This is a genomic window from Edaphobacter bradus (genome assembly GCF_025685645.1).
Taxonomy (GTDB): Bacteria; Acidobacteriota; Terriglobia; order Terriglobales; family Acidobacteriaceae; genus Edaphobacter; species Edaphobacter bradus.
In genome coordinates, this window is the sequence record NZ_JAGSYF010000001.1 from 944,991 (window position 1) to 966,364 (window position 21,374).

Here is a 21,374-nt window from a genome sequence, read left to right on the forward strand (position 1 = left end):
AAAACTCCTCCGTTCCCCCCTCGGGAACGTGGTTGATGAGCGCAGAGGAACCGGTCTCCTGACTGACGCGATACATGCCCACCGTGTCACGGGTTGCTTCCCTTCCCGACGCCGGGTGGCGGTCAGTGGGAGAGTCCCTGGCGGACATTCACGCTCGATGAGGCGAGCGCGCGCGAATAACAGTTGCGGGGCAGTGGCGGATTTTCACCGCGCTTCCCGAACATTCCACAGCGGTACAGGTGATGGTTGAACGGCGGGCGATAAGAGGCCTGCCGCTGAATTCGAGTGAGAGCTTTAGTTTGCGGCATCCCGCCGAGTCAAGTCAAAGGGCTCAGGGGACCAGAAGGAGCTTGCCTGTGGTGAGGCGGGCCTCGAGGTCGCGGTGTGCCCGGGCAGCATCGGTGAGCGGGTAGGTGTGTTCGAGGCGCAGCTTGAGGGAGCCGTTGGCGATGCCACGGAAGATGTCGCCGGCGCGGGATTCAAGCTCGGCGCGGGTCGCGGTGTAGTCCTTAAGAGTGGGGCGTGTAACGAAGAGCGAGCCCATAGTCGAGAGCCGGATGAGGTCGAAGGGAGGGACGGGGCCGCTGGAGCCTCCGTAGAGAACCATGGTTCCACGGCGGCGGAGGACTTCGAGGGACTTTTCGAACGTGGTCTTGCCGACGGAGTCGTAGACTGCGGCAAGGCCAGCGGGAGCGAGTTGCTTGACGCGGGCAGCGAAGTCTTCGCGCGTGTAGAAAATAACCTCGTCGGCTCCAGCTTCGCGGGAGAGCTCGGCCTTCTCCTCGTTGGAGACGGTGGTGATGACGCGGGCTCCGAGAGATTTCGCGATCTGTGTGAGGAGGAGGCCGACGCCTCCGGCACCGGCGTGGACGAGGATCTCGTCGCCGCGGTGGATGGGATAGGCCGAGTGGGCGAGGTAGTGGGCGGTCATGCCCTGGAGCATCGCCGCGGCTGCTTGCTGAGTCGTGAGAGAGTCAGGAATGGCGATGAGGCTGGAGACAGGCGCGATGGCTAGCTGCGCGTAGGTTCCGGGGACGCTGCACCAGGCGACGCGGTCGCCGGGCTGGAACGCGGGCTGACCGGGGACGGCTTTGGGGTCGGGGTCGCCGAGGGCGACGATGGTTCCCGCGGCCTCCTGGCCAAGGGTGTAAGGCAGCGGCGCGGGATAGCGGCCTTCACGAAGGTAGACGTCGATGAAGTTGACACCGGAGGCTTCGATGCGAATGAGCGCTTCGCCGGGGCCGGGGGTTGGCGTAGGAAGATCGCGGAGTGTGAGGGCCTCGGGCCCGCCTGGCTTGAGGATCTGGATGACTTGCATGGGGTGTTGGATGCTGTGACTTGTGGCGAAGAACGTGCTCCCACACTTTACCTGAAGTGGAGGCAGTTTCCGAGAGAAAGATGTATCCGGAAAACAGGATTTACTGGAGAAGGCTCTCTTCGGACCGCAGGCGGATGACGCGATCAATCGTGTACGGAGCGCGATGCGAGGCCGTGTGGAAGTGCCGCACCTGCAGTTCGCCCAGCAGTCCGATGCCTATCATCTGGATGCCGGCGAGGATCATGATGCCGGCGATGACGAAGATCGGACCGTGGATATCCATGATGTGCTGGCCGGTGACGACCTTGAGCACGAGCAGCCACATAGCGAGCAGAGAGCCCGACACTACACCGAGCGCTCCGATGGAGCCGAAGAAGTGCAACGGGCGCGTCATGTACTTCAGCAGGAACCGTATGGTCAGCAGGTCGAAGAAGACCCGGAAGGTGCGGGAGATGCCGTAATGGCTCTTGCCGGAGTCACGCGGGGGGTTCGAGATGGGAATCTCGCAGATGCTGGCGCCGTACCATGAAGCGAGCGCGGGGATGAAGCGGTGCATCTCGCCGTAGAGGGGGATGTTGTGGATGACCTCGCGGCGGTATGCTTTGAAGGTGGTACCGAAGTCGTGGATGTTGACTCCGCTCAGCGAGGCCATGAGCCAGTTGGCGGCGCGCGACGGGATGCGGCGCATGATGAAGTTGTCACCGCGCTGGGCACGCCAGCCGCTGACGACGTCGTAGCCTTCCTCGAGCTTGGCGAGGAAGTTGGGGATCTCGTGAGGAGAGTGCTGCAGGTCGCCGTCCATGGCGAGGATGAAGTCGCCCTGGGCGTGGTCGAAGCCGGCGGCGAGCGCCGACGTCTGGCCGAAGTTGCGGCGCAGCTTCACGACGAGAACACGGGAATCTACAGCGGCGATCTCTTCGAGGAGACGATACGTGCGGTCGCTGGAGCCGTCGTCGACGAAGACGAGCTCGAAGGTATCGCCGACCTGTTCCATCGTCGCCTTGAGGCGGTCGTAGAGGGTTGTGACGCTATCCTCTTCGTTGTGAAATGGGACGACGATAGAATATTTGGGCACGTTCTTGATCATACTCCCTCTAGGCAGCGAAATGGTAACGAGATAGTAACTACGACTGGGTCAGATTCCCTGACTGGTTTGAACCCGTGAAGGCGATGATGGTTGTGCATTAAACCGAATCAGCTGGAACCGGGCTACTCCATTGTTTATGATGAAGTTCCCTGGCGATTGGATGCTGCGGAAAGGAAGATGGAGAGGAAGATGAGCAAATGGGTCGTACTCGGCGTGCTTGTCCTACTGGTATTCCTCGCCTTCCTGGGATACCACTCGTACGACGCCAAGCGCGCCGGAGTCACGGGAGATGTGTACCGAGCAGACGGAACGACCTCCGCGAAGGATGAGGCAAGAGCGACGGGCGATAGGTCTTCTGAGGGCGAGACGGTTGTGTATCCAGTAGCCGCACCTGCACAGGCCAGTGTGCAAAGTTCAGCACAGGCTGTCGCTGCTGCTACAGACCAGGGCGGCCAGGTGAGCCAGCCCCAGGTGAGCCAGTCGATGCAGCCTCCTCCGGCGACGGCGCCGGGGAGTGACACGATCAGTCCGAATCCTCCGAACGGGATGGTGTTTTCGGGGTCTGGCCGCTATCAACTCTACCGACAGGGCAACATCACCTGGAGGCTCGATACGGAGACTGGCCGGAGCTGCATCATCTTCGCGACCGATGAGGAGTGGAAGAAGCCTAAGGTCTATCGGGCCGGATGCGGCAGAAACTAGGAGTGGTCAGGGCAAGATGCCTGACGCATGATGAGTTGGGATTCGCGGACATCTCATTCCAACGCTGTTGGAACGATGTATCAACTGACGGCCGATACTCCCGGTTCTAAGGAAAGCCGAGTGACGATCTGCTCGAGGAATTCATTTCGGCGGCCCATGATGCTGAGATCGGCGCGAATTCTCATCCGGTCTGTTGCTTCGAAATTGTGGGAGGCAGCGTTGACCTGCAGCCACAGAATAATGCCTCATGCGAACCGGCCTTCAGAACTCGATTTGAAGGCGAGTCTGGAAGAACTGCGTATTGCCTTTCAGGTTGAACCGATCCAGATGTCCTATGCCATAGGCGGCCTCGAGGCGCAGGTAGTCCGTCAGGTACCAATTCACCATTGGTGTAAAACGCCTGAACTTGCCGCCCTGTTCAGCGAGTACCCTTCCTTAGAGCGCCCGATAAAGATGTTGCCCCACAGTTCGGGGACCGCGACCATAATGCCGGTCTGACGTATCAGCCACGCGTGCGTCGGGCCGTCGTACATGATCCCTAAATTGTAGGTTACTTTGCGCGGGAGACTCGGAAAGCCCCCATTCACGACGAACCGGACGTCGCGAAGTCTTTGATCGGGGAGCATCTTAATCTGCTCCTTGCTCACATCATCCTGCGCGTAGGCTGCTGTCTCGACCAGAAACCCCAGGCCGGCCTTGGCAGTGAAGTGTGGTCCGCGGTACTCTTGCCAGCTTTCCATCCTGCGCGGCGCGTGGAAGATATCGTCGTTCATTTCACCTGCATCAATGGAGTCGTCAAGCGAGGATGAAGGGGACGTAGTGCTTTGCGCCGGAGTCGTCGTCTGTTGTGATCTGGGATTGGTGTTAGGTGCCGTAACAACCGGTCTCTGCGAGCTGACCTGATGCGGTTGCCGGCTCAATTCCAATGTTTCCCCGGCAATTATGCTGTCTTGCCCCTGGCAAGATTGCCATGCAGGCAAGACAGCAAAGGCAGTCAGCGACAGCAGGAGCGACCTTAGCATGCCCCTCATATCGCCTTCCCCGGATGCGATCAGTAGGTCCTGAATAACTGTTGAATCTGCGAAGGCGATTCGGGCTTCAGCAGTGCTAATGACAGAAGGATTCTTGATTTCTGCGGATTCAGCTCATCGGAAGCGATGAATCCGAGCTCATCATCGTTTACTTCCACGTTGCGGTCGACCATTCCCGTCGCGACGCGGCTGCTGCGAACCACGACTACACCTTTCTTAACGGCGCGTGCTGCCGCTTCGACCGAGACTTTGTTCATATTGCCGTTGCCTACACCGGCAATGACAATTCCTTTCGCACCGGCATTGACACTCGCGTCGATCAAGTCTGGTTCCATGTCGGCGTCCGCGAAAACGATATCGACACGCGGCAGTTTCGTGACGTTTGAGATGTCAAATTCGCTTTGCGAGGTGTGCTTCCACACTGGCGTGTTGTACCAATCGTCCTTGCCGTAGGCCGTGACTCCAACTACTCCCCGCAAGGGCGACATGAACGGATTTTTCAGAGTGTCTAGGAACCTATCCTGAGCAGTACGGCTAGCCCTGATGCACCAATACCACGATTACCGATCCCCAAAGCGCAAATAACACTGAATTTATTGCATAACTCACGCCATAACCCAAAACTGGCACACGACTCTCCGCTTTCTCCTGCAGGGCTGCCAATCCAGGAGAAGATGTGCCACTTCCCGCACAGATGCCGAGCAGAATTCCCGGATGCAATCTGAAGATGTAATGACCCGCAAGGATAGTGAGTAAATACGGTACTGCGCATACGATAACGCCCGTAATAAGGAGAGCAAGGCCGGTTGAGCGGACTCCATGCACGAAACCAGGACCAGCATTTATACCGATTGAGGCTACGAATGCGGTGAGGCCAAGGGAATCTAACAACCAGACTACGGGTTCAGGCACTTTGCTGAAGGCAGGCCTGATCGAATGCAGCCAACCGATCACAAGTGAAGCGAGGAGGACGCCGACAGGAAGGCCAAGCCCGATGCTTAGTCTTGCGAGATGCAATGCAGGCAAACCAATGAGCCCGCCAATACCAATGGCCAGACAAACAGATATTAGATCGGTCGCATTTGACGGCCGCTTGACGGGACCCAGTTGTGCTGCCACTCGGTCGACGTGACGTTTGGCACCAATAAGCGTCAACACATCGCCGCGTTCCAGTACTACCTTCGACCCCAACGGTAGCTCTTCTCCTGCTCGCAATACTTTACGAACATAGACTCCTCTGGTAGCTACTTCACCTCCTAAAGTTTCGACTATCTCGGCAAGGGTTCGATGCCGCAGATCTTTCCGCTCTAAGATGTAGTCGACCGCTATAGCGGGAATGTCCAATAGTGCTGGTTCTTCAACCTCATACGGATGCAACGGATTATTGGATCCTCCAAGCATTTTGGGGCGTCCGGAGAGAACGATGAGATCGCCTGCAACGAGTGGAAGACTTGGATCGGCATCCATAACTCCCTGATTGTTCTTCACTCTTTCTACAAACACCCGTTCAGGTGAGAAGGAGTCCTCCAATTCGGCCACAGACCTATTGTTCATGTTCTCCGGTACCTTGTAGGCCCGCATCACAAATTGCTTGTAGGCAGAAAAAACTCCGAGTTCGTCCTTTTTCATGCCCAATTCGTTTTCCAGCTTTTGGCATTCAGCGCGAAGATCAATCCTCAACACCCAAGGACCAATTCGAACAAGGACGAAGATTCCTGCAAATATTCCGACCATGTACGTCACCGCATAAGCGATGGCCATATTGGTAGTAAGTGTGCGATCCACATTCTCCTCTAGAGCGAGTTTTTCAATAGCATCACTTCCCGTTCCTACTGCCTCCGCCGAATGAAGCCCTCCAGCGAGGAGTCCCACGGCCGTCCCAGCATCGAATCCAAGGACACGCGCTACTGAATAGGTCGTTAGCAATCCGGTTGCCGCAAACAAGACGGCAAGGATCACTTGCGGAAGTGCATTCCGCCCAAGACCTCTGACAAATTGAGGCCCCGTCTTGTAGCCGACGGCAAATAGGAATAAGAGAAAGAACGTTCTACCAAGAACGCCTGGGATTACGATACCGAACTGCCCAACAGCAAGGCCCGCCAGAAGGCATCCAACAACCGGACCGAGTTTGAACGATCCAATCCGAAGTCGCCCGATGAGATAACCCGCAGCGAGAGCCAGGAAGAGAGCCACTTCAGCGTGATCTCGCAGAGCATCTCTGATCCATTCGATTGTTGTTGTCATTCAACGCTGCCTCCATGATTCCTCTGTGCTAGAGAAGTTGGTCCGCGCCTACCCCACATCATGGGCCAGTCTATCCCCGGTGCGCCGTTAAGGCTAGATTGCTCCGTAACGTATGAGTGTTAATAGCGCGAGGGAACGATAGTTTGCTCTTTAAATTGCAGTTCGGGGTTTGGGGCAATCAGGCCGCGGTTCAGCGCGAACAGGACCAAGTCGGCGTTGCTTTTGAAGTTGAACGACACCATGATGTGATGTTTGTGGAACTCCACGGTCTTCTGACTTAACTGGAGAAGTCCGGCGATCTCTTTCATGGACCTGCCCTCGGCGAGCAATTGAACGATACCTTTCTGTCGCGGCGTCATTTCTGTCGAGAACTGCCTCGCCCTGGCCTTCGCTTCAACCCAATCGTCGGCCTTCAGTTTGGGTGTCAAATAAGATCGGCCGCGCAATACTTGTTCAATCGCTTGTAGCAGCTCTGAACCGGCCGAATGTTTGAGAACAAATGCGATTGGGCCGAGTTGGAGCGCTGCCGCAGCAAGATTCGGGTCGTCCCGCATCGTCAAGAAGATGAACTTAACCTTGGGAGCCAGTTCCTTGATTCTGCGGGCCGCGTCTAATCCATTTAAGAGCGGCATTCCTACGTCGACAATAACTATTTCCGGCCTCAGCCTGATTGCTTCAAGGACAAGAGCACGACCATCCGAAACCACTCCTACAATTTCGAGGGCCGTACCCAAATAAACCCGTAAAGCATCGGAAAAGATCACGTGGTCATCTGCGATCAAGCAACGTGGGCGGGCCCGATTCGTGGGAATCTTCTCCATGACATGCCAACCTTTCGCCGGTCAGAGAGCCCGATAGTGTGCACCTATCCTATGCCAGTTTTCGTCATCCGGTTTCTGGCTAATAACAGGCATATAGTGTCTTCTACTGCCATAGCGACTAAAGCTCTATCGAAGAATTATTTAGCGCGTTCTTTCACGCAGCGCCCAACATGAAGATGATCAGCCTAAACCCTTCAACATTCGGTAACTGGCTGGAGGGGGACAGAGGCCTCGATTCTGGTTCCCCTCGTGGGTTCTGAATGAATCTCGAATCGTCCACCCAGAAGGCGTACGCGTTCTTCCATACTTCGAATTCCGAGTCCTGCTTTATTGGTGGTCTCCTTAAGATCGAATCCTCTGCCTTTATCGCACACGGACATAAGTATTTTGTCTCCGGCCGTCCACAATTTGACTTGAGCTTTTGCTACTCCACTATGCTTTTTTAAATTCTGAAGCCCTTCCTGGACGATGCGGAATAAACATAGAGCCACATCCTGATGAATGCGGCGTGGAATGTTGTCGGCGCAGAAATCGATTTCAATTCCATACCGATCAGTAAACTCTTTGCATAGAGCGCTCACCCCCGGTACAAGTCCGAGACTCTCGAGCGTCGATGAATGAAGGCGATGGGATACGGTATGAATGTCGGCCCCAAGCTCGCTAGCCGAATCAAAAAGTTTTTGTAACTGCCGCTTCACAGCCACTGACGAATCCGGCAATTCATCTGCGGCATTTTCCAATCCGAGTGAGAGTAGCGCAATGCGCTGGCTAAAATCGTCATGGAGTTCCGATGCAATCCGGCTTCGTTCTTTCTCCTGAGCATTGATCAATAGTCCACTGAGGTGTAGCTGCGCGTCTTTTGCGAGCTTGATTTGTTTTCGGCTGAAGTGCAAGTAAGCGGCAAGGATAGAGAGACCAAGAATGATCGGCAGGGCCGTGAGCCAGACCCACTTGGTGCGCGCCCAAGCGGACGGCTCACGGAAAAGCACCGTACTGCCGGGTGGAAGATCCTTTTCTTTGATCCCCCAGCGATTCAGGGCTCGCCAATCGAAGAGGTAGATGTTGTTGTTCTTAACAATGGGGATGTCCTGCGGTCTCTCACCGTTGAGAACCCTCAAAGCCATCGCGGCTGCAACCCGGCCGTCCGCGGCCCAACTAAGCAGATACCCGCCCACCGTTCCCTGACCGAGGTCCACATCATCCATAACAAATATCGGAGCATTCGCAGCGCTAGCGATCAGGGGGACTGATTGAGATGCGTCAACGAAGTGATTTCCTGCGGCGTCCAGCATAATTGAAGCGTGATAAATGATGCTGTTACTGGGCAGATGTTTCAGACGCTCAAGCAGCGAAGGCATGTCCAGGTCAGTGAGGTAGGTGAACTCGTACCTCGATTCGAAGTCATGGAAGCTTTCCCTCGCTGTTGCTACAACCGCTTGGTCAAACTTTCCGACGCCCCCTACGACGATCACATGCTTGGTGCCGGGTCGCATTCGCAGTGCCGCGATCAGGGTCTTCTCTGGATCCGCTACCGCCCAAACGCCAGTAAAATGAGCAGAGGGCTTCAACGGCTCCAGCATTTTCTCGGTGGTTCCGCAGAAGATAATCGGAATGTTCGGAAATGAGCTCTCGTGCGATTCGATCATAAACTTGAGAGAAGCCGGCCCCACAGTAATGATCAAGTCTGGTTTGCGGTCCGAATACTTGCGAATATACCAATCACGAAAACGGTGTTGGGTAGCGTCATCCGAAAACAGAGTCGATTCGAGGGTCTCGTTGTACACCTCAACTTGGTACGTGGAGTTCGCTAAACCAGCTGCAATGGCCTGATCTATGATTGCAATACCAGGCGAAGAAATAGAATTAAAGTCATTGAAAATGAGGACGCGTCGAACAGATTTATCGGCCTGCGCCGAAAGCAATTGTGAAAAAAAAAGGATCGCAGCCACAATTAAGGCTCGAGCCTGCCTTCCACTGTGTACATAGCTCCCTTGAAAATCCTGGACAGGGCCCTGCCGGTCCGTGATCTGATGCTCCATTGGAGTGACCAAGGGGGACCTCCAAGTGGCTTCTCAATATTGAAGCCCAAGCACTATCGAACTGGCACGTTTCGGGCCCGGATAGCAAGCACTTTCACGGCCACTCCAACAGAAAAATCAAAGGACTGGTTCGTTGCAGGTGTCGCACGAGAGGCTAGTAGCCTTGCTCGTTATGTTGTTCCCTACGAGGCCAGCAATGAACGACGCTTGCGAAGGGTCCATCAGCATCAGCGTGGCTTCTTGTCGTTAGGTTTGATAGCCATCGCAGTTGCCTGCCTTATTGAATTCTACACCTCTACCTGCCCAGACACCTGCCACAGGTGCCTGGGCAGGTGTGACAGGTGATCCAACTGGCGCCTTGTTGCCGGGAGTGGTTGTCCATTGTTAGTGTCGCGCAGTTATCTCTAGTTCAGCGCCATTGTGGAGGCATGAAGAGCTGGGAAGCACGTAGCGGCTCCCAGTTCTTCATGCCTTGTGTCGTTGTTGACCTGCCAGGCAACTGGAGCCGGTGGTCTGTATCCCATGACGAGTGAGGTTTGACGGTGTTGTAGTGAGCACGCCAGGGTTCGGCCAGCACCCTGATCTCCCATCGAGTAAAAAGATCTCTCCGTTGAGGAACTCATCCCGCAGTTTCGAGTTGAAGCTCTCGCAAAAGCCGTTCTCCCACGGACTGCGAGACTCGATACACAGCGTCTTTGCTCCCGTAGCGGCAAGCCATTTCCGCAGGTCTTTGGCTACGAACTCCGGTCCGTTATCGGATCGGATACGCTCCGGAACGCCCTTGATCAAGCAATTTATGCCTAGGGATTTCCCCAATGGCGCATTTTGCAACTCCATCCCACAATTGCTCATGAAGCTCATAGCGGGCCTGTCAAGCCGTCTATAGCCGCGAGTTGCGTATGAGTGAGCGAAGTTCCCCCATAAATCGCCCTCGCGTACTCCTAGCCGATGATCATCCTCATCTGTTGGAAGCTGCAACAGCTCTACTTGCCCCCTACTTTGATGTTGTAGGGACCGCGAGTGACGGCAGAACGCTGGTTTCTGAAGCGCTCCGCCTTGAGCCTGACGTGATTGTGGTAGATATCACTATGCCCGTATTGAGCGGCATTGACGCCGTCCATCAGTTGCGTGAATTGAGATCATCCGCTCGATCGGTTTTTCTGACGATTCATGCGGGAGAAGAGTTTGTAGCCGCCTGCAGGGCTGAAGGCGCGCTCGGTTATGTCCTGAAATCCAAGATGAAAACTCAGCTGGTGCCCGCGATTTGGGCCGCTCTGGCGGGAGTGGCCTACATGCCACCTCCAGCCTCCGTGTGAGATTCAACGCTCAGGGATTTCCCTAGTTGCGGAGGCGCTAATATGAGCCTAGCCTCATCACTCTAGGGACCGGGTCATCAAGCCGTTGAGGCGAGCTTGTGAGTGAAGTGATATCGCATGCACCTCTGTGCGTAAACCGAACGGCACGTAGATCGTCCTAGGGATTTCCCTAATTGTGGTTCACCGCTCCCTTCCTGTAGAAACAATTCAACATTTCAATGCTGTCACTGTGGTTACACAAAGCACATGGTGGCGCAGAAGCGGGCGGTTCAGTTCGCACACCACGGCGGGCCTTTTGCATAGCGCTTTGTTAGCAAAGGAGCAGGCTACCCATGAAACGCACCCATTCGCAAACCTCTCAACGGCTCCTGATCGCACTGGCGATGGGTTTTATTCTGACATCGCTTCCAGGAGTGTCCGCTCGGGCACAAGACCAGCCTCCTCAAACGCCAGACATGCAGCAGATGCAGAAGAGGTTGTCACAGCTTGAGAACGAAGTTCAGCAATTGAAGCAGCAGATGAGTGCCGCAGCCCAGGTGTCCGCTCAGGAACTCAACGCCGCGGTGAGTAATCCGACAAACCCCAACGAGTCGGAGCAACCAGTGAAACCGAAGACGGGAAGTTCGGTGGATGTCTACGGCTTCGTCATGCTGGACAGTGGATATAACTTCGGAGCCAACGATCCGAATTGGTTCGACGTGGTGCGTCCCACAAAATTACCTGCGTTTGCCGGACAGTTTGGCCCCAACGGAAGTACGTACTGGGGGGTGCGGCAAACCCGAATTGGAATTAAGACACTCACTCCGACAGCCATGGGGGATCTCAAGACCACCTTCGAATGGGAGCTCTTCGGGACTGGTGTTGACGCCGGCCAGACGACATTCCGTCTACGTCACGCTTGGGGCGAAATGGGGCACTTCGGTGCGGGACAGACATGGAGCCCGTTTATGGATATCGGCGTATTCCCCGACTCGGTTGAGTATTGGGGGCCGAACGGCATGGTCTTCTTCCGCAACGTGCAGTTCCGCTTCACCCCGTTACAAAAAGGCGACAGCAACATACAGATCGCACTGGAACGTCCTGGAGCCAGTGCCGACCAGGGAATTTATGCCGGCCGCGTCGAATTGGCAAACGTCGTTCCCCACTTCAAATGGCCAGATCTGAGCGGTCACGTCAAATACGCCGGAGACTGGGGTTACGTGCAAGTGGCTGGCATAGTGAGGAAGATCGCCTGGGTCGACACAGGCACAGGCCCATTTCATCTCAGCGGCTACGCCGTTGGCGCGGGTGTGAATGTAAGTTCCAACCTTAAGTTCACGAAGAGAGACACGGGTAAGCTCGCGGTGATGTACGGACACGGCGTCGAGAACTATATGAACGACGCGCCTGTAGACATCGGTGTCAAAAACAACTTTTCAAACCCCATAAGGCCGATCAAAGGGGTGGCCCTCCCCGTACTCGGAGTCGTGGCTTTTCTCGATCACGTCTGGAGCACCCGATACGCCACATCGGTCGGATATTCGATGCTAAACATCGACAACTCCAATGCCTCGGCGCCAAGCGACTTCCATCAAGGACATTACGCCTTAGGAAATCTTCTCTACCACCCGGTGCCCAGGGTGACGATGGCGAGTGAATTTCAGTTTGGAAGGCGGGTGAATTTCAGCAACGGCTACAACTATAACCAGTACAGGTTGCAGTTCTCTTTCCGCTACGACTGGAGCAAAGGCTTCGAATTCTGAGCATCGCCGGTATTAGTGCGGAGAGTCGCGGGTTGGTTTTACGGATAGGCGAAATCAACGAATGGCCGGTCAGGAGGCAGAAATGTTCAGGATGAAGTCGCGGCTTAGTAAGTGGATGTTTGCGGTATATCTTCTTATTGCTAGTGTGTGCGTCGGACCCATCTCCGCACAATCTAAAAACGTTAGCCCTGTAGCGCCAGGCGCCGAACGGGTGAAAGCGGTCGTTACCGAAGCCTATGAGAAGTTTCGTGGCGATACTGGAGGCAAGAATGCCGACTACATACCGTATCTCGCCAAAGTCGATTCAAAACTGTTTGGGGTCGCCGTCGTTACGACAGATAACCAGGTTTTTGCGCTCGGTGACGTAAAGTATTCCTTCTCCATTCAATCGATCGCGAAGGTCTTCTCGCTGGCCCTCGCGATGGAAGAATCAGGTCCGGACAAAGTCTTCGAAAAGATCGGTTCCGAACCGACGGGTAGAGCCTTCAACTCTCCGGTAGCGGTAGTCGACATGCCGAGCCACACCGCTAATCCGCTGGTAAACGCAGGGGCCATCGCCACGGTGAGCCTGATCTCCGGCAGCACGGCTGACGAGAAATGGGACAAGATCCTCGATTTTTACAGTAAGGTCGCAGGGGAGAAACTTACCCTGATCGATGAGGTATATAAATCGGAGGCCGCCACGAATACCGGAAATAAGGCTCTTTCGTATCTGCTCGCGAAGTACGATCGCATCTATGCCGACCCGTTTGAATCGGTCGATGTCTATACCAAAGAGTGTTCTGTTGGAGTGAACGCCACTCAGCTTGCCCGCATGGGAGCAACCCTGGCAAACAACGGTGTTAATCCCGCTACAGGCGAACGTGTCATCAAAGAGGAGGACATACCGCATATTCTGTCGACGATGATGATGGCTGGGCTCTACGACGGCTCGGGTGGTTGGGCTTGGCACGTCGGTCTCCCGGCTAAGAGTGGAGTTGGTGGTGGAATCGTAGCCATCGTGCCAGGCAAGGGAGCCATTGCCGTCTTCGCGCCGCCGCTGGATGAGGCCGGGAATAGCGTCAAGGCGCAAAAAGTCATCGAGTATGTTGCGAACAAGCTCGATTTCAATCTGTACTCTCCGAGTTCGGTGGGATTGAAATGAGCTTTCGCCGCATTACTGAGAATCATCGTGTCTCGAGGAGCAGGAGGACTAATCGTGAAATGGACCGCATGGAAAATATCGTGGAAAATCCTGTGGCTCCTGTTTGTGATCGCGGACTCTCCCGTCTTCGCGAGCGGTCAGGCCTCGGATATTCAAGCCGCTGACGCCAGTACCGAATCTGACACAACCGCTGAATTGCTGAAGAAGGTTGATCAGCTTGTTGATCAGAACATTCAACTCGAAAAGCAAAATCGCGAGCTGATGGAGGAGATCGGGGCTCTGCGGCGAGTCGTCAACAAGAAGCCTTCTGAGACGACACAGGCGCTTGAGAAGGCTGTCGTGGAAACGGTTCTTCCTGAGGCAAGTAGGCCACACCAACCGGTAAGCCAGTCCGCCAACCAACGTTCGGGCCGGACCTATAACCCGGATAACGACGATAAAACGCGGCTCCCGGAAGCCTCCGACGGAAACCCAGCCGTATTCGGAGAATTCAATCCCGGGCGTGGATTTACTGTCGCATCGGGTGAGTTAGGAACTCTAAACTTCAGCGGCTATATGGTTGCACGCTACCTGAATCAGTTGCCGCCCAACCAATCGGCGACCGACCATCTGGGGCGGCCCATCACGGTAGATCCTCGCAATGACTTTCAGTTCCACCGCGTCATGTTGTTTTCTCAGGGATGGCTATTCACTCCCAAGTTTCAATATGGAACGTTCGTATGGACTGTACAGGACACGAATCAAGTGGCAGTAGGCGGTGCCTTGACTTACACCTTCAATAAATACATGACGCTTGGCGGAGGATGGAACGCATATCCCGGTACACAGTCGCTGCAGGGTTCTCACCCTTACTGGACATCTTACGATCGCGTCATGGCGGACGAATACTTCCGGCCGTTCTTTTCGCAGGGAGTATTTGCCTTTGGACATCTCCTTCCGGCGCTTGAGTACAGATGGATGGTGGGAAATAACAACAGCAACCTCGATACACCCGCCGTCAAGCTCGACCGCGACCTCTCCGCGGGTTTCGCCTTCACATGGCTGCCCACAACAAAGGAGTTCGGTCCTCGCGGCGCCTTCGGAGACTACGAAAACCACGAGAAAGTCGCCACCCGCTTCAACCTCGCCTACACCTACAGCCCCGAGGATCGCCAGGCCGCACTCGGCTCCGCAACCACCAACACCACCCTGCGCATCGGCGACAGCCTCAACGTATTCGACCCCAACACCTTCGCCAACAACGTCACCGTGACGGACGTCCACTACAAACTCCTCACCGCCTCCGCCGGAATGAAGTACCACGGCTTCTGGCTTCAGGGCGAGGGTTACAGCCGCTGGCTCGATCATTTCAAGGCCACCGGGCCGCTGCCCATGAGCGACATCCGCGATACAGGGTTCTACGTCCAGCTCTCAGACATGGTCATCCAGAATAGGCTCGAGCTCTACGGCGCCACCTCCTACATCTTCACCAAATACGGACACGACCCCAAAGAGTTCATCGTTGGCACTAACTACTATCCCTGGAACACACGCAACCTCCGCCTCAACGTGCAGTTGATTAACGTCGACCACTCTCCCGTCAGCAGCACCTTCGGCTTCTATACAGGGCAGCTCACCGGACAAGTATTCAGCTTCGGCATGACCGCCCTCTACTGACATCTTAAAGAGGAGAAAACCTCCATGAAAAGCGCTTCTGACTGTTTGCGTTACAGAATAGTCCAGTTCGCTTTCGCTTTGGGCCTGAGTGCGTCCTTGGGGCTGTGTTGCAGTCCCGTAATCGCACAGTCCCGTCCTTCCGAACAGCCTGACGTTAATGATGCCCACTTCCACCTGACGAACTACATTCAGGAGGGCACAGATCTCCACGACTTTGTGAGGATCATGGGCAACAAGGTGGGACGGGTTGCACTGTTCGGAATCCCGCTGCAGCAGCAATGGTCGTACGCGAACTCGGGTGACTCTGCTCCCACCTACTACTTGCAGACCGATTCGCCGCTCTACTACTACTCGTTCACGGATGCGTACATCGCGATGGCATACCGATCACTTACCAAGGAAGAGCAGGCGCGGTTTGAACCGATGATTACGGGCTTCAACCCGACCGATATGTACGCTGCGGATCATATTCGGCGAGTGCTTCAAACGTTTCCGGGTGTGTTCTCAGGCATCGGGGAGTTCACGATTCATAAGGAGTTTGTCTCGTCCAAGATTGCAGGAGAGACAGCGGATCTTCAAAACCGTGCGCTGGACAAGGTTCTCGACTTCGCTGCGGAGGTTGGGCTGGTCGTTATCATTCACAACGACATGGATGTTCCATTCCCGAAGCAAGGCGCGCCGCCGGCGTATCTGGACCAGATGAAAGCTCTTTTGAAGCGGCACCCTGACACGACGATCATCTGGGCGCACACGGGTCTGGGACGCATCGTTCGACCGATAAAAGATCATGCAGCCAATCTTGCGGTCATCCTCAGCGATCCCACGTTGAAGAATGTCTATTTCGACATCTCGTGGGACGAGGTAGCCAAGTACGTTGTTGCGAGCCCTGAAGCGACAAAGATCACTGCGGATTTAATCAATCGCTTCCCGGATCGCTTTCTATTCGGCACTGACGAAGTGGCACCCACTAGCCAGCAGAGCTACTTGAAGATCTTCTACCAGTATGAGCCCTTGTGGAATCTGCTTAGCCCAGAGGCCAGCGAGAAGGTGCGCAAAGGAAACTTCGCGCGTCTTTTCGACGAAGCGCGACCCAAAGTGCGAGCGTGGGAAAACACCCATGCTCGCGGCGAGTAATTTGGGACCATTGTGCGGTCGTTCCGATAGACAGAAAGCTACGTGGAGCCAACGAAAGGAGCGAAACCAGGAAAATCCCTAGTGAGTCTCTTGGTCACCGACTGCAAATCGTTCCTGACCTTTTTCTAGTCTTCTTCCACTGGAGTCCAGGTTTTATCCGGATTGAAGCGCTCCATCCTTTTGAATTCGTCCATTGTGGTGGGGCCGAAATCCTTTTCGTAGACGACGCCATCGTTGCTGACAATGAAGGTTTTCACCCCCGTGATGCCATATTCAGCCGGCGCGGCGACCAGCGCGAAGCCACCGATCATAGCCCCTTTGATTACGTAGTCCAGTTCTCCCAAGGGAGCGGCGGGGCCCTGGCCCTTTAGCACCTTGAAGAAATATCCGTGATAAGGCTCCTCTTTGCTGCTGTAGCCCTGCGCGATTGCTTCCGCGATTTTTTCACCTATTGGACCTCCCGGAGTGCCATCGGGGTTTCGCCATGTTAATCCGTCCTGTTTGCCGGGGGTGCTGATAATACGCTGCGCATACTGATTCACGTCGTACCCTTCGCGCTTTTGGAGGGCGTATTCGTCCTGCGCCTCCACGTAGCCGTGACAGATTTCAATGGCGTCGAGCTCATTATCGCCGATGCGACGGTTCAGAAGTTCCTGCCTGCCCGCCTTGCTATCGAAGAACCATTTGCTGCCTTTCTTCGCAATCGGTACAGGAAATGGCCAGTCCTCTTTGCCCACGAGAAGAAATGCTCGTTGCCCGTTCTTTGGGTCCACAGAGACGCTCTTTTTTTCGTGGGCTTCCTCGGCGAAATCGGCGGCACGCTGGCGGTCCTGCGCGATTTCTCCGGTGAAAACGATGTCTTCTCCATCGGGGCCAAAGATCTGAGCGAGCGCAGCCTCATCGAACTGCCCCGCGGCGCCGACCAGAGCATCGGCAGCCTGCTGCGGGGTGTCAAAGGTTTTCACTCCCGCAGGAACGCCGGTGGCAGCAGTCGGAGTGGTCTTGGCAGGGGTCTGCTGAGCCGCAAAAGAGACAGGCATGGAGAGACATGCCGAGACCACGATGCCGACAACCAAGCCAGGTCGGGGGAGTTTTCCATTCGTAGATGTTGATTTCATCTCAGCGCTCCTATCATCGGCCTTCATGCTTACCTCCGCCGCCCGCCACCACGACCACCGCCGCCGCCGCGAGATCCCATACTGGAGCCGCCACGGCTGCTGCTCGCGCGCGCGCTAGATCCGCTGAATCCTCTGGAACCACCGTCGAAGGAGGAGCGGTTTCCGCCGCTGCTGCGCGAGAGATCGCGGCTTCCCATACGATCCGCTCCGCCGCCTCCTGTCCCCCGGTCGCCGAAACCAGCTCCTCCCGCGCGATTGCCTCCACCAGGGCCTCCACGGTCACCTACACCTGCTCCACCGGCGCGATTGCCGCCACCGAGACCTTGTCCGCCGCGATTGGCACTGGCAAGATTGCCTCCCTGACGGCCAACCTGTTGCCTCGCGCTAGCCTGACGATTGGCAAGCGAGTCCCCGCGAGCCGAACCGCCAAAACGGTCCGCTGTTGTGCGATCTCCGTATGGCGCGCCGCCGCGATGTTGTGGGTTGTGCTGCCAGGTATTGCCGCCGGAAGGTAGTTGCGACGGACGGCCTGCACCACCAACGCCGCCAACACCGCCGACGCCACCGGCACCACCGGCCCCGCCGACGCCACCGGGACGGCCAGCACCACCAACACCGCCGACGCCACCCGCACCCCCTACACCTCCGACGCCTCCAGCACCACCGCGAGCTGGTAGTTGGGAAGCTCGGTTGCCGCCGCCAACGTTGGTGTTGCGGTTGAAATTATTGTTGTTGTTGATAGTGATGTCATTGTTGCCGCCCCATCCGCAGCCCCACCCCCAACCGCCGCCCCACATTGCGCCCATGGCAACGCCGACGCCGAAAGAGATCGCCAACCCAGCCGCATAGTATCCCGGAGGCGGGTAGTAAATAGGAGGATAGGGGTACACCGGTGGTCCATACACCACGACTGGATCGTAAGAAGGCACGTACACCACTTGAGGATTCGCCTGTTCGATGATGATCGTGCTCTTGTTTTCGATAACCTTGGTCTCTACTTTTTGCTGTTCAGTCGACTTCAAATTGCCAGTACCCTCGGCCTTCTTACGCATGCGCTGGACGGCATCCATCACATCGTTTTGCTGCGCCAGAAACGCGTTGCCGAGATCAGTTGTCCACTGGATATCGTCTCCAAGGCGCTTGACTAAGTCGGGCAGTCCAGCCAAGGCCTGAATGCTTGGGTCCCAGGTCTGCTTGGCCACAGCATCAGCAAGGGCTTTATCTTTCAGCCCCGGATTCTTCGCAAGCCACTGTTGGAGTTGAATAATCTCAAGCGGATACGTGGAGGCGGCAAGGGTTTGGGCCAACATCGGATCTGGAAAGAGAGCAATCGGTGCGACAAGTGCATCCAATTGGTCCGGAGGAATCTTAGTAGCCGGGGCCGGCGATGTCGTCGACGCCGCTTTCTGCGGAGGGGGGGACTGCAACCTCGCCACTGCGTCACCTGGCACGATAACGATGACGCAGAGGACTGCCATCAAACGTCGAAGTCCTGCTGCGAATGTTTCTGGCTTCGGATTCATGGGAAACTTCCCTCCGTCTTCCACTCTTCCGGGAATCCCTTGAGACCCCCAGAGCGTGTCCACCTTCCGCCTGGCTCGCGTCGCGTTTCCGCTCCTCCCGGAATCGCAAGTTTGTGATCGTGAGGGAGTCTACCTCATGACGAAGAGAATCGATACTAGGGAAAACCCTTACATTTCAGGGCTCCTTACGCCAATGCCGGCCAGCCTATCCTTCGCAGAGGCAGCAGCAGTGTTTGTGGCGGCAATCAGTGCCCTTCAGGGTCTTCGGGATTAGGTCAGGGCCGGTGCAGCCAGCAAGTTCTGATCAATGGCGCATCTGGTGGTGTCGGTACCTTTCGCTGTTCAGATTGCCAAATCATTTGGGACTGAAGTAATTGCCGTATGCAGTGATCTTGTCAGTCTTTTGCAATGAGATCGCTAACGAGTGCTGAAAGATCAGCGACGCCAGTCCTTTGCCCTTAGCGGCAGGATCGTCCCAAGTTCCTTTATTTGCTTGAGCGGGCATCATGGACTTTCAGCGAATGTCCCGTGTGTCCTATTTGCCTGAATAACCGACGTAGCGGATAACTGGACATCGTGTAGGGGGGGAACACCTTCACGGGATGGGTTCGGGTAGTCCGCTCCACTCAAATTGGATTGAGGCGATGTGTATGGCTTAGAGAATAGGGCGAAGGGAAAAAGGCATTGTTCTCAGCCCGATCCGCCGTTGCGCTGGTCCATCGAGATTTTCGCTGGCCATGATTTTTACCCTCTTAGTTGAGTTGAACAGAAACAGAAGATAAGCCCGTACGCTTGGCCGGGTAGAAGACGCCGTTGTTAGCCCGTAAGCTCTCCTTTCTCTTTCTTCGAAGTGGGTTCAGTCGGAGGAGGGTCTGCTTCTTGCAGACATAATCAGTAGAGGAGAGTAGCTCGGCCTGCATAGTACTCCCTGTTCGCCCGAACCTGCAATCCGACGTTATCGAGGGTGCCATTTGGTCAGTTCACCCTAAACCAGCCAAATGCTATAGATGCTCAAATGTTTATGCTGGCATTTCTTGGTGGCCCGGGCAGGAGTCCTGACGGATACCGAGCTATGTAGATTTGTGGCTTATGGTGGCCCGGGCAGGAGTCCAACCTGCGACCTTCGCGTTAGGAGTGCGCTGCTCTATGCAACTGAGCTACCGGGCCTTCTACGTTAGTGTATCGCGAGGCTTACCGACGGCCGGATGGTAAACTTGAGGGTGGAGAGTTTATGCCTGAGATACAGCGTCGTCGTGCGGTAACGGTCAACATTGGCGGGGTTCACGTGGGTTCGGATGCACCGGTTGTGGTGCAGTCCATGACCAACACCGACACGGCGGATGTCGAAAGCACGGTCCAGCAGATTGCGGCGCTGGCGCGCGCCGGGTCGGAGATGGTTCGCGTAACCGTCAACAACGACGACGCAGCCAAAGCGGTTCCCTACATTGTGGAAGGGATCGCAAAGAAGGGGTGGAAGACGCCGATCATCGGGGACTTCCACTACAACGGGCATCTGTTGCTCAGCAAATATCCCGATACGGCGAAGGCGCTGGCGAAGTACAGGATCAATCCGGGCAATGTGTCGATCGGGCGCAAGGACGATGACAACTTCCGGACGATGGTCGAGGTTGCGGTGAAGCACCAGAAGCCGGTGCGGATTGGAGTGAACTGGGGTTCGCTCGACCAGGCACTGCTGACCAAAATGATGGATGAGAATTCGAAGGCCGCCGATCCGAAGCCTGCGCGCGACGTGATGATGGAGGCGATGGTGGTCTCCGCGCTCGACAACGCGGCGGCTGCGGAGCGGTATGGACTGCGGCGCGACCAGATTGTGCTGAGCGCGAAGGTCTCCGGGGTTCGGGATCTGATTGATGTCTACACTGAGCTGGCGCGGCGTTGCGACTATGCGCTGCACCTTGGCCTGACTGAGGCCGGCATGGGAATGAAGGGCATCGTGGCCTCGGCTTCAGGTCTGGCTCCCCTGTTGCTCTCGGGAATTGGCGACACGATCCGCGTGAGCCTGACGCCGACTCCGGGAGGCGACCGCTCGGAGGAGGTCCGCTGCGGGCAGCAGATTCTGCAGTCGCTGGGGATTCGCAGCTTCATGCCGCAGGTGACGAGTTGTCCCGGCTGCGGGCGTACGACCTCGACCTACTTCCAGGAGTTGGCGGAGCGGATTCAGGGCTATCTCGTCGAACAGATGCCGGAGTGGAAGAAGCATTATCCGGGAGTTGAAGAGCTGAAGCTCGCGGTGATGGGTTGCATCGTGAATGGGCCGGGCGAGTCGAAGCACGCGAATATCGGGATCTCGCTGCCGGGGACGTTTGAGGAACCGAAGGCTCCGGTGTATGTGGACGGCAAGCTCTACACGACGCTGAAGGGTGACAGGATCGTCGAGGAGTTTCAGGAGATTCTGAACGAGTACGTCGAGAAGCGGTATGGGCGGGTGCTGGTCGAAGCTTAGTCCTGCTGTGAATGAATGGATTCAATGACGCCTCT

General features: G+C 56.0%; 18 protein-coding genes, 1 tRNA gene, 1 pseudogene and 1 riboswitch. Of the genes and pseudogenes, 7 read left to right on the forward strand and 13 right to left on the reverse strand.

Annotation, left to right across the window (positions count from 1 at the left end; genetic code table 11):
- Positions 1 to 31: 31 nt before the first annotated feature.
- Positions 32 to 243: riboswitch (cobalamin riboswitch) on the reverse strand.
- A gap of 88 nt (positions 244 to 331) precedes the next feature.
- Positions 332 to 1,318, reverse strand: a complete 987-nt coding sequence (locus OHL16_RS03965; protein WP_263365766.1) for a quinone oxidoreductase family protein — start codon at positions 1,316 to 1,318, stop codon at positions 332 to 334.
- A 100-nt stretch (positions 1,319 to 1,418) separates the two neighbouring features.
- Positions 1,419 to 2,393 (reverse strand): glycosyltransferase family 2 protein, encoded by a 975-nt coding sequence (locus tag OHL16_RS03970; protein WP_263366227.1) that lies wholly within the window; start codon positions 2,391 to 2,393, stop codon positions 1,419 to 1,421.
- 201 nt (positions 2,394 to 2,594) lie between these two features.
- Between OHL16_RS03970 and OHL16_RS03975 the strand changes: the two genes are divergently transcribed.
- Positions 2,595 to 3,107 carry a hypothetical protein gene (locus tag OHL16_RS03975; protein WP_263365767.1) on the forward strand — a complete coding sequence of 171 codons (513 nt, stop codon included), beginning with the start codon at positions 2,595 to 2,597 and terminating at the stop codon, positions 3,105 to 3,107.
- A gap of 80 nt (positions 3,108 to 3,187) precedes the next feature.
- Here OHL16_RS03975 and OHL16_RS20190 read toward each other — a convergent pair whose 3' ends face one another.
- The 8 genes and pseudogenes from OHL16_RS20190 to OHL16_RS04010 form a co-directional block, all read right to left on the reverse strand.
- Positions 3,188 to 3,349 (reverse strand): hypothetical protein, encoded by a 162-nt coding sequence (locus tag OHL16_RS20190; protein ID WP_396127151.1) that lies wholly within the window; start codon positions 3,347 to 3,349, stop codon positions 3,188 to 3,190.
- A gap of 19 nt (positions 3,350 to 3,368) precedes the next feature.
- Entirely contained in the window at positions 3,369 to 3,494 is a 126-nt protein-coding gene (locus OHL16_RS03980) for a hypothetical protein (protein ID WP_263365768.1), read from the reverse strand.
- Positions 3,488 to 3,880, reverse strand: coding sequence for a hypothetical protein (locus OHL16_RS03985; RefSeq protein ID WP_263365769.1), 393 nt, complete (start codon positions 3,878 to 3,880; stop codon positions 3,488 to 3,490). Before OHL16_RS03985 ends, OHL16_RS03980 begins: the two co-directional genes overlap by 7 nt.
- Positions 3,881 to 4,158: 278 nt before the next feature.
- On the reverse strand, positions 4,159 to 4,626 hold the full coding sequence (locus OHL16_RS03990; RefSeq protein ID WP_263365770.1) for an L-asparaginase family protein: 468 nt from the start codon (positions 4,624 to 4,626) through the stop codon (positions 4,159 to 4,161).
- A 46-nt stretch (positions 4,627 to 4,672) separates the two neighbouring features.
- The gene (aspT, locus tag OHL16_RS03995) at positions 4,673 to 6,382 is read right to left on the reverse strand and encodes an aspartate-alanine antiporter (protein WP_263365771.1); all 1,710 of its coding nucleotides are present in this window, start codon (positions 6,380 to 6,382) and stop codon (positions 4,673 to 4,675) included.
- 119 nt (positions 6,383 to 6,501) lie between these two features.
- Positions 6,502 to 7,203, reverse strand: coding sequence for a response regulator (locus OHL16_RS04000; protein ID WP_263365772.1), 702 nt, complete (start codon positions 7,201 to 7,203; stop codon positions 6,502 to 6,504).
- 194 nt (positions 7,204 to 7,397) lie between these two features.
- Positions 7,398 to 9,152 (reverse strand): sensor histidine kinase, encoded by a 1,755-nt coding sequence (locus tag OHL16_RS04005; RefSeq protein WP_263365773.1) that lies wholly within the window; start codon positions 9,150 to 9,152, stop codon positions 7,398 to 7,400.
- Between the two features lie 494 nt (positions 9,153 to 9,646).
- Positions 9,647 to 10,031, reverse strand: a pseudogene (locus OHL16_RS04010) (integrase core domain-containing protein); the annotation flags it as partial.
- Positions 10,032 to 10,141: 110 nt separating this feature from the next.
- Here OHL16_RS04010 and OHL16_RS04015 point away from each other — a divergent pair.
- The 5 genes from OHL16_RS04015 (at position 10,142) to OHL16_RS04035 (ending at position 16,234) form a co-directional block, all read left to right on the forward strand.
- Positions 10,142 to 10,558 (forward strand): response regulator, encoded by a 417-nt coding sequence (locus OHL16_RS04015; RefSeq protein WP_263365774.1) that lies wholly within the window; start codon positions 10,142 to 10,144, stop codon positions 10,556 to 10,558.
- A 332-nt stretch (positions 10,559 to 10,890) separates the two neighbouring features.
- Complete coding sequence (locus tag OHL16_RS04020) at positions 10,891 to 12,300, forward strand: DcaP family trimeric outer membrane transporter (RefSeq protein ID WP_263365775.1); 1,410 nt, start codon at positions 10,891 to 10,893, stop codon at positions 12,298 to 12,300.
- Between the two features lie 82 nt (positions 12,301 to 12,382).
- Complete coding sequence (glsA, locus tag OHL16_RS04025; RefSeq protein ID WP_263365776.1) at positions 12,383 to 13,444, forward strand: glutaminase A; 1,062 nt, start codon at positions 12,383 to 12,385, stop codon at positions 13,442 to 13,444.
- Positions 13,445 to 13,498: 54 nt separating this feature from the next.
- Positions 13,499 to 15,100, forward strand: a complete 1,602-nt coding sequence (locus OHL16_RS04030; protein ID WP_263365777.1) for a hypothetical protein — start codon at positions 13,499 to 13,501, stop codon at positions 15,098 to 15,100.
- Positions 15,101 to 15,196: 96 nt separating this feature from the next.
- The gene (locus tag OHL16_RS04035) at positions 15,197 to 16,234 is read left to right on the forward strand and encodes an amidohydrolase family protein (protein ID WP_263365778.1); all 1,038 of its coding nucleotides are present in this window, start codon (positions 15,197 to 15,199) and stop codon (positions 16,232 to 16,234) included.
- Between the two features lie 125 nt (positions 16,235 to 16,359).
- On the opposite strand, the gene OHL16_RS04040 is transcribed toward OHL16_RS04035, so the two are convergent.
- From OHL16_RS04040 to OHL16_RS04050, 3 genes are all read right to left on the reverse strand, one after another.
- Positions 16,360 to 17,352, reverse strand: coding sequence for a DUF2950 domain-containing protein (locus OHL16_RS04040; protein WP_263365779.1), 993 nt, complete (start codon positions 17,350 to 17,352; stop codon positions 16,360 to 16,362).
- 29 nt (positions 17,353 to 17,381) lie between these two features.
- Entirely contained in the window at positions 17,382 to 18,875 is a 1,494-nt protein-coding gene (locus OHL16_RS04045) for a DUF3300 domain-containing protein (protein ID WP_263365780.1), read from the reverse strand.
- Between the two features lie 1,090 nt (positions 18,876 to 19,965).
- Positions 19,966 to 20,042 (reverse strand) — tRNA-Arg (locus tag OHL16_RS04050).
- 64 nt (positions 20,043 to 20,106) lie between these two features.
- On the opposite strand from OHL16_RS04050, the gene ispG reads away from it, so the two are divergent.
- A complete protein-coding gene (gene ispG, locus OHL16_RS04055; RefSeq protein WP_263365781.1) occupies positions 20,107 to 21,339 on the forward strand; it encodes a flavodoxin-dependent (E)-4-hydroxy-3-methylbut-2-enyl-diphosphate synthase in 1,233 nt (410 codons plus the stop codon).
- Positions 21,340 to 21,374 lie beyond the last annotated feature (35 nt).

Bases quoted from the DNA above. Each gene is read 5' to 3' on its own strand.
- OHL16_RS03965 (WP_263365766.1), bottom strand. From the start codon at position 1,318: ATGCAAGTCATCCAGATCCTCAAGCCAGGCGGGCCCGAGGCCCTCACA.
- OHL16_RS03975 (WP_263365767.1), top strand. From the start codon at position 2,595: ATGAGCAAATGGGTCGTACTCGGCGTGCTTGTCCTACTGGTATTCCTC.
- OHL16_RS03980 (WP_263365768.1), bottom strand. From the start codon at position 3,494: ATGGTGAATTGGTACCTGACGGACTACCTGCGCCTCGAGGCCGCCTAT.
- OHL16_RS03985 (WP_263365769.1), bottom strand. From the start codon at position 3,880: ATGAACGACGATATCTTCCACGCGCCGCGCAGGATGGAAAGCTGGCAA.
- OHL16_RS03990 (WP_263365770.1), bottom strand. From the start codon at position 4,626: ATGTCGCCCTTGCGGGGAGTAGTTGGAGTCACGGCCTACGGCAAGGAC.
- aspT (WP_263365771.1), bottom strand. From the start codon at position 6,382: ATGACAACAACAATCGAATGGATCAGAGATGCTCTGCGAGATCACGCT.
- OHL16_RS04000 (WP_263365772.1), bottom strand. From the start codon at position 7,203: ATGGAGAAGATTCCCACGAATCGGGCCCGCCCACGTTGCTTGATCGCA.
- OHL16_RS04015 (WP_263365774.1), top strand. From the start codon at position 10,142: ATGAGTGAGCGAAGTTCCCCCATAAATCGCCCTCGCGTACTCCTAGCC.
- OHL16_RS04020 (WP_263365775.1), top strand. From the start codon at position 10,891: ATGAAACGCACCCATTCGCAAACCTCTCAACGGCTCCTGATCGCACTG.
- glsA (WP_263365776.1), top strand. From the start codon at position 12,383: ATGTTCAGGATGAAGTCGCGGCTTAGTAAGTGGATGTTTGCGGTATAT.
- OHL16_RS04040 (WP_263365779.1), bottom strand. From the start codon at position 17,352: ATGAAATCAACATCTACGAATGGAAAACTCCCCCGACCTGGCTTGGTT.
- OHL16_RS04045 (WP_263365780.1), bottom strand. From the start codon at position 18,875: ATGAATCCGAAGCCAGAAACATTCGCAGCAGGACTTCGACGTTTGATG.
- ispG (WP_263365781.1), top strand. From the start codon at position 20,107: ATGCCTGAGATACAGCGTCGTCGTGCGGTAACGGTCAACATTGGCGGG.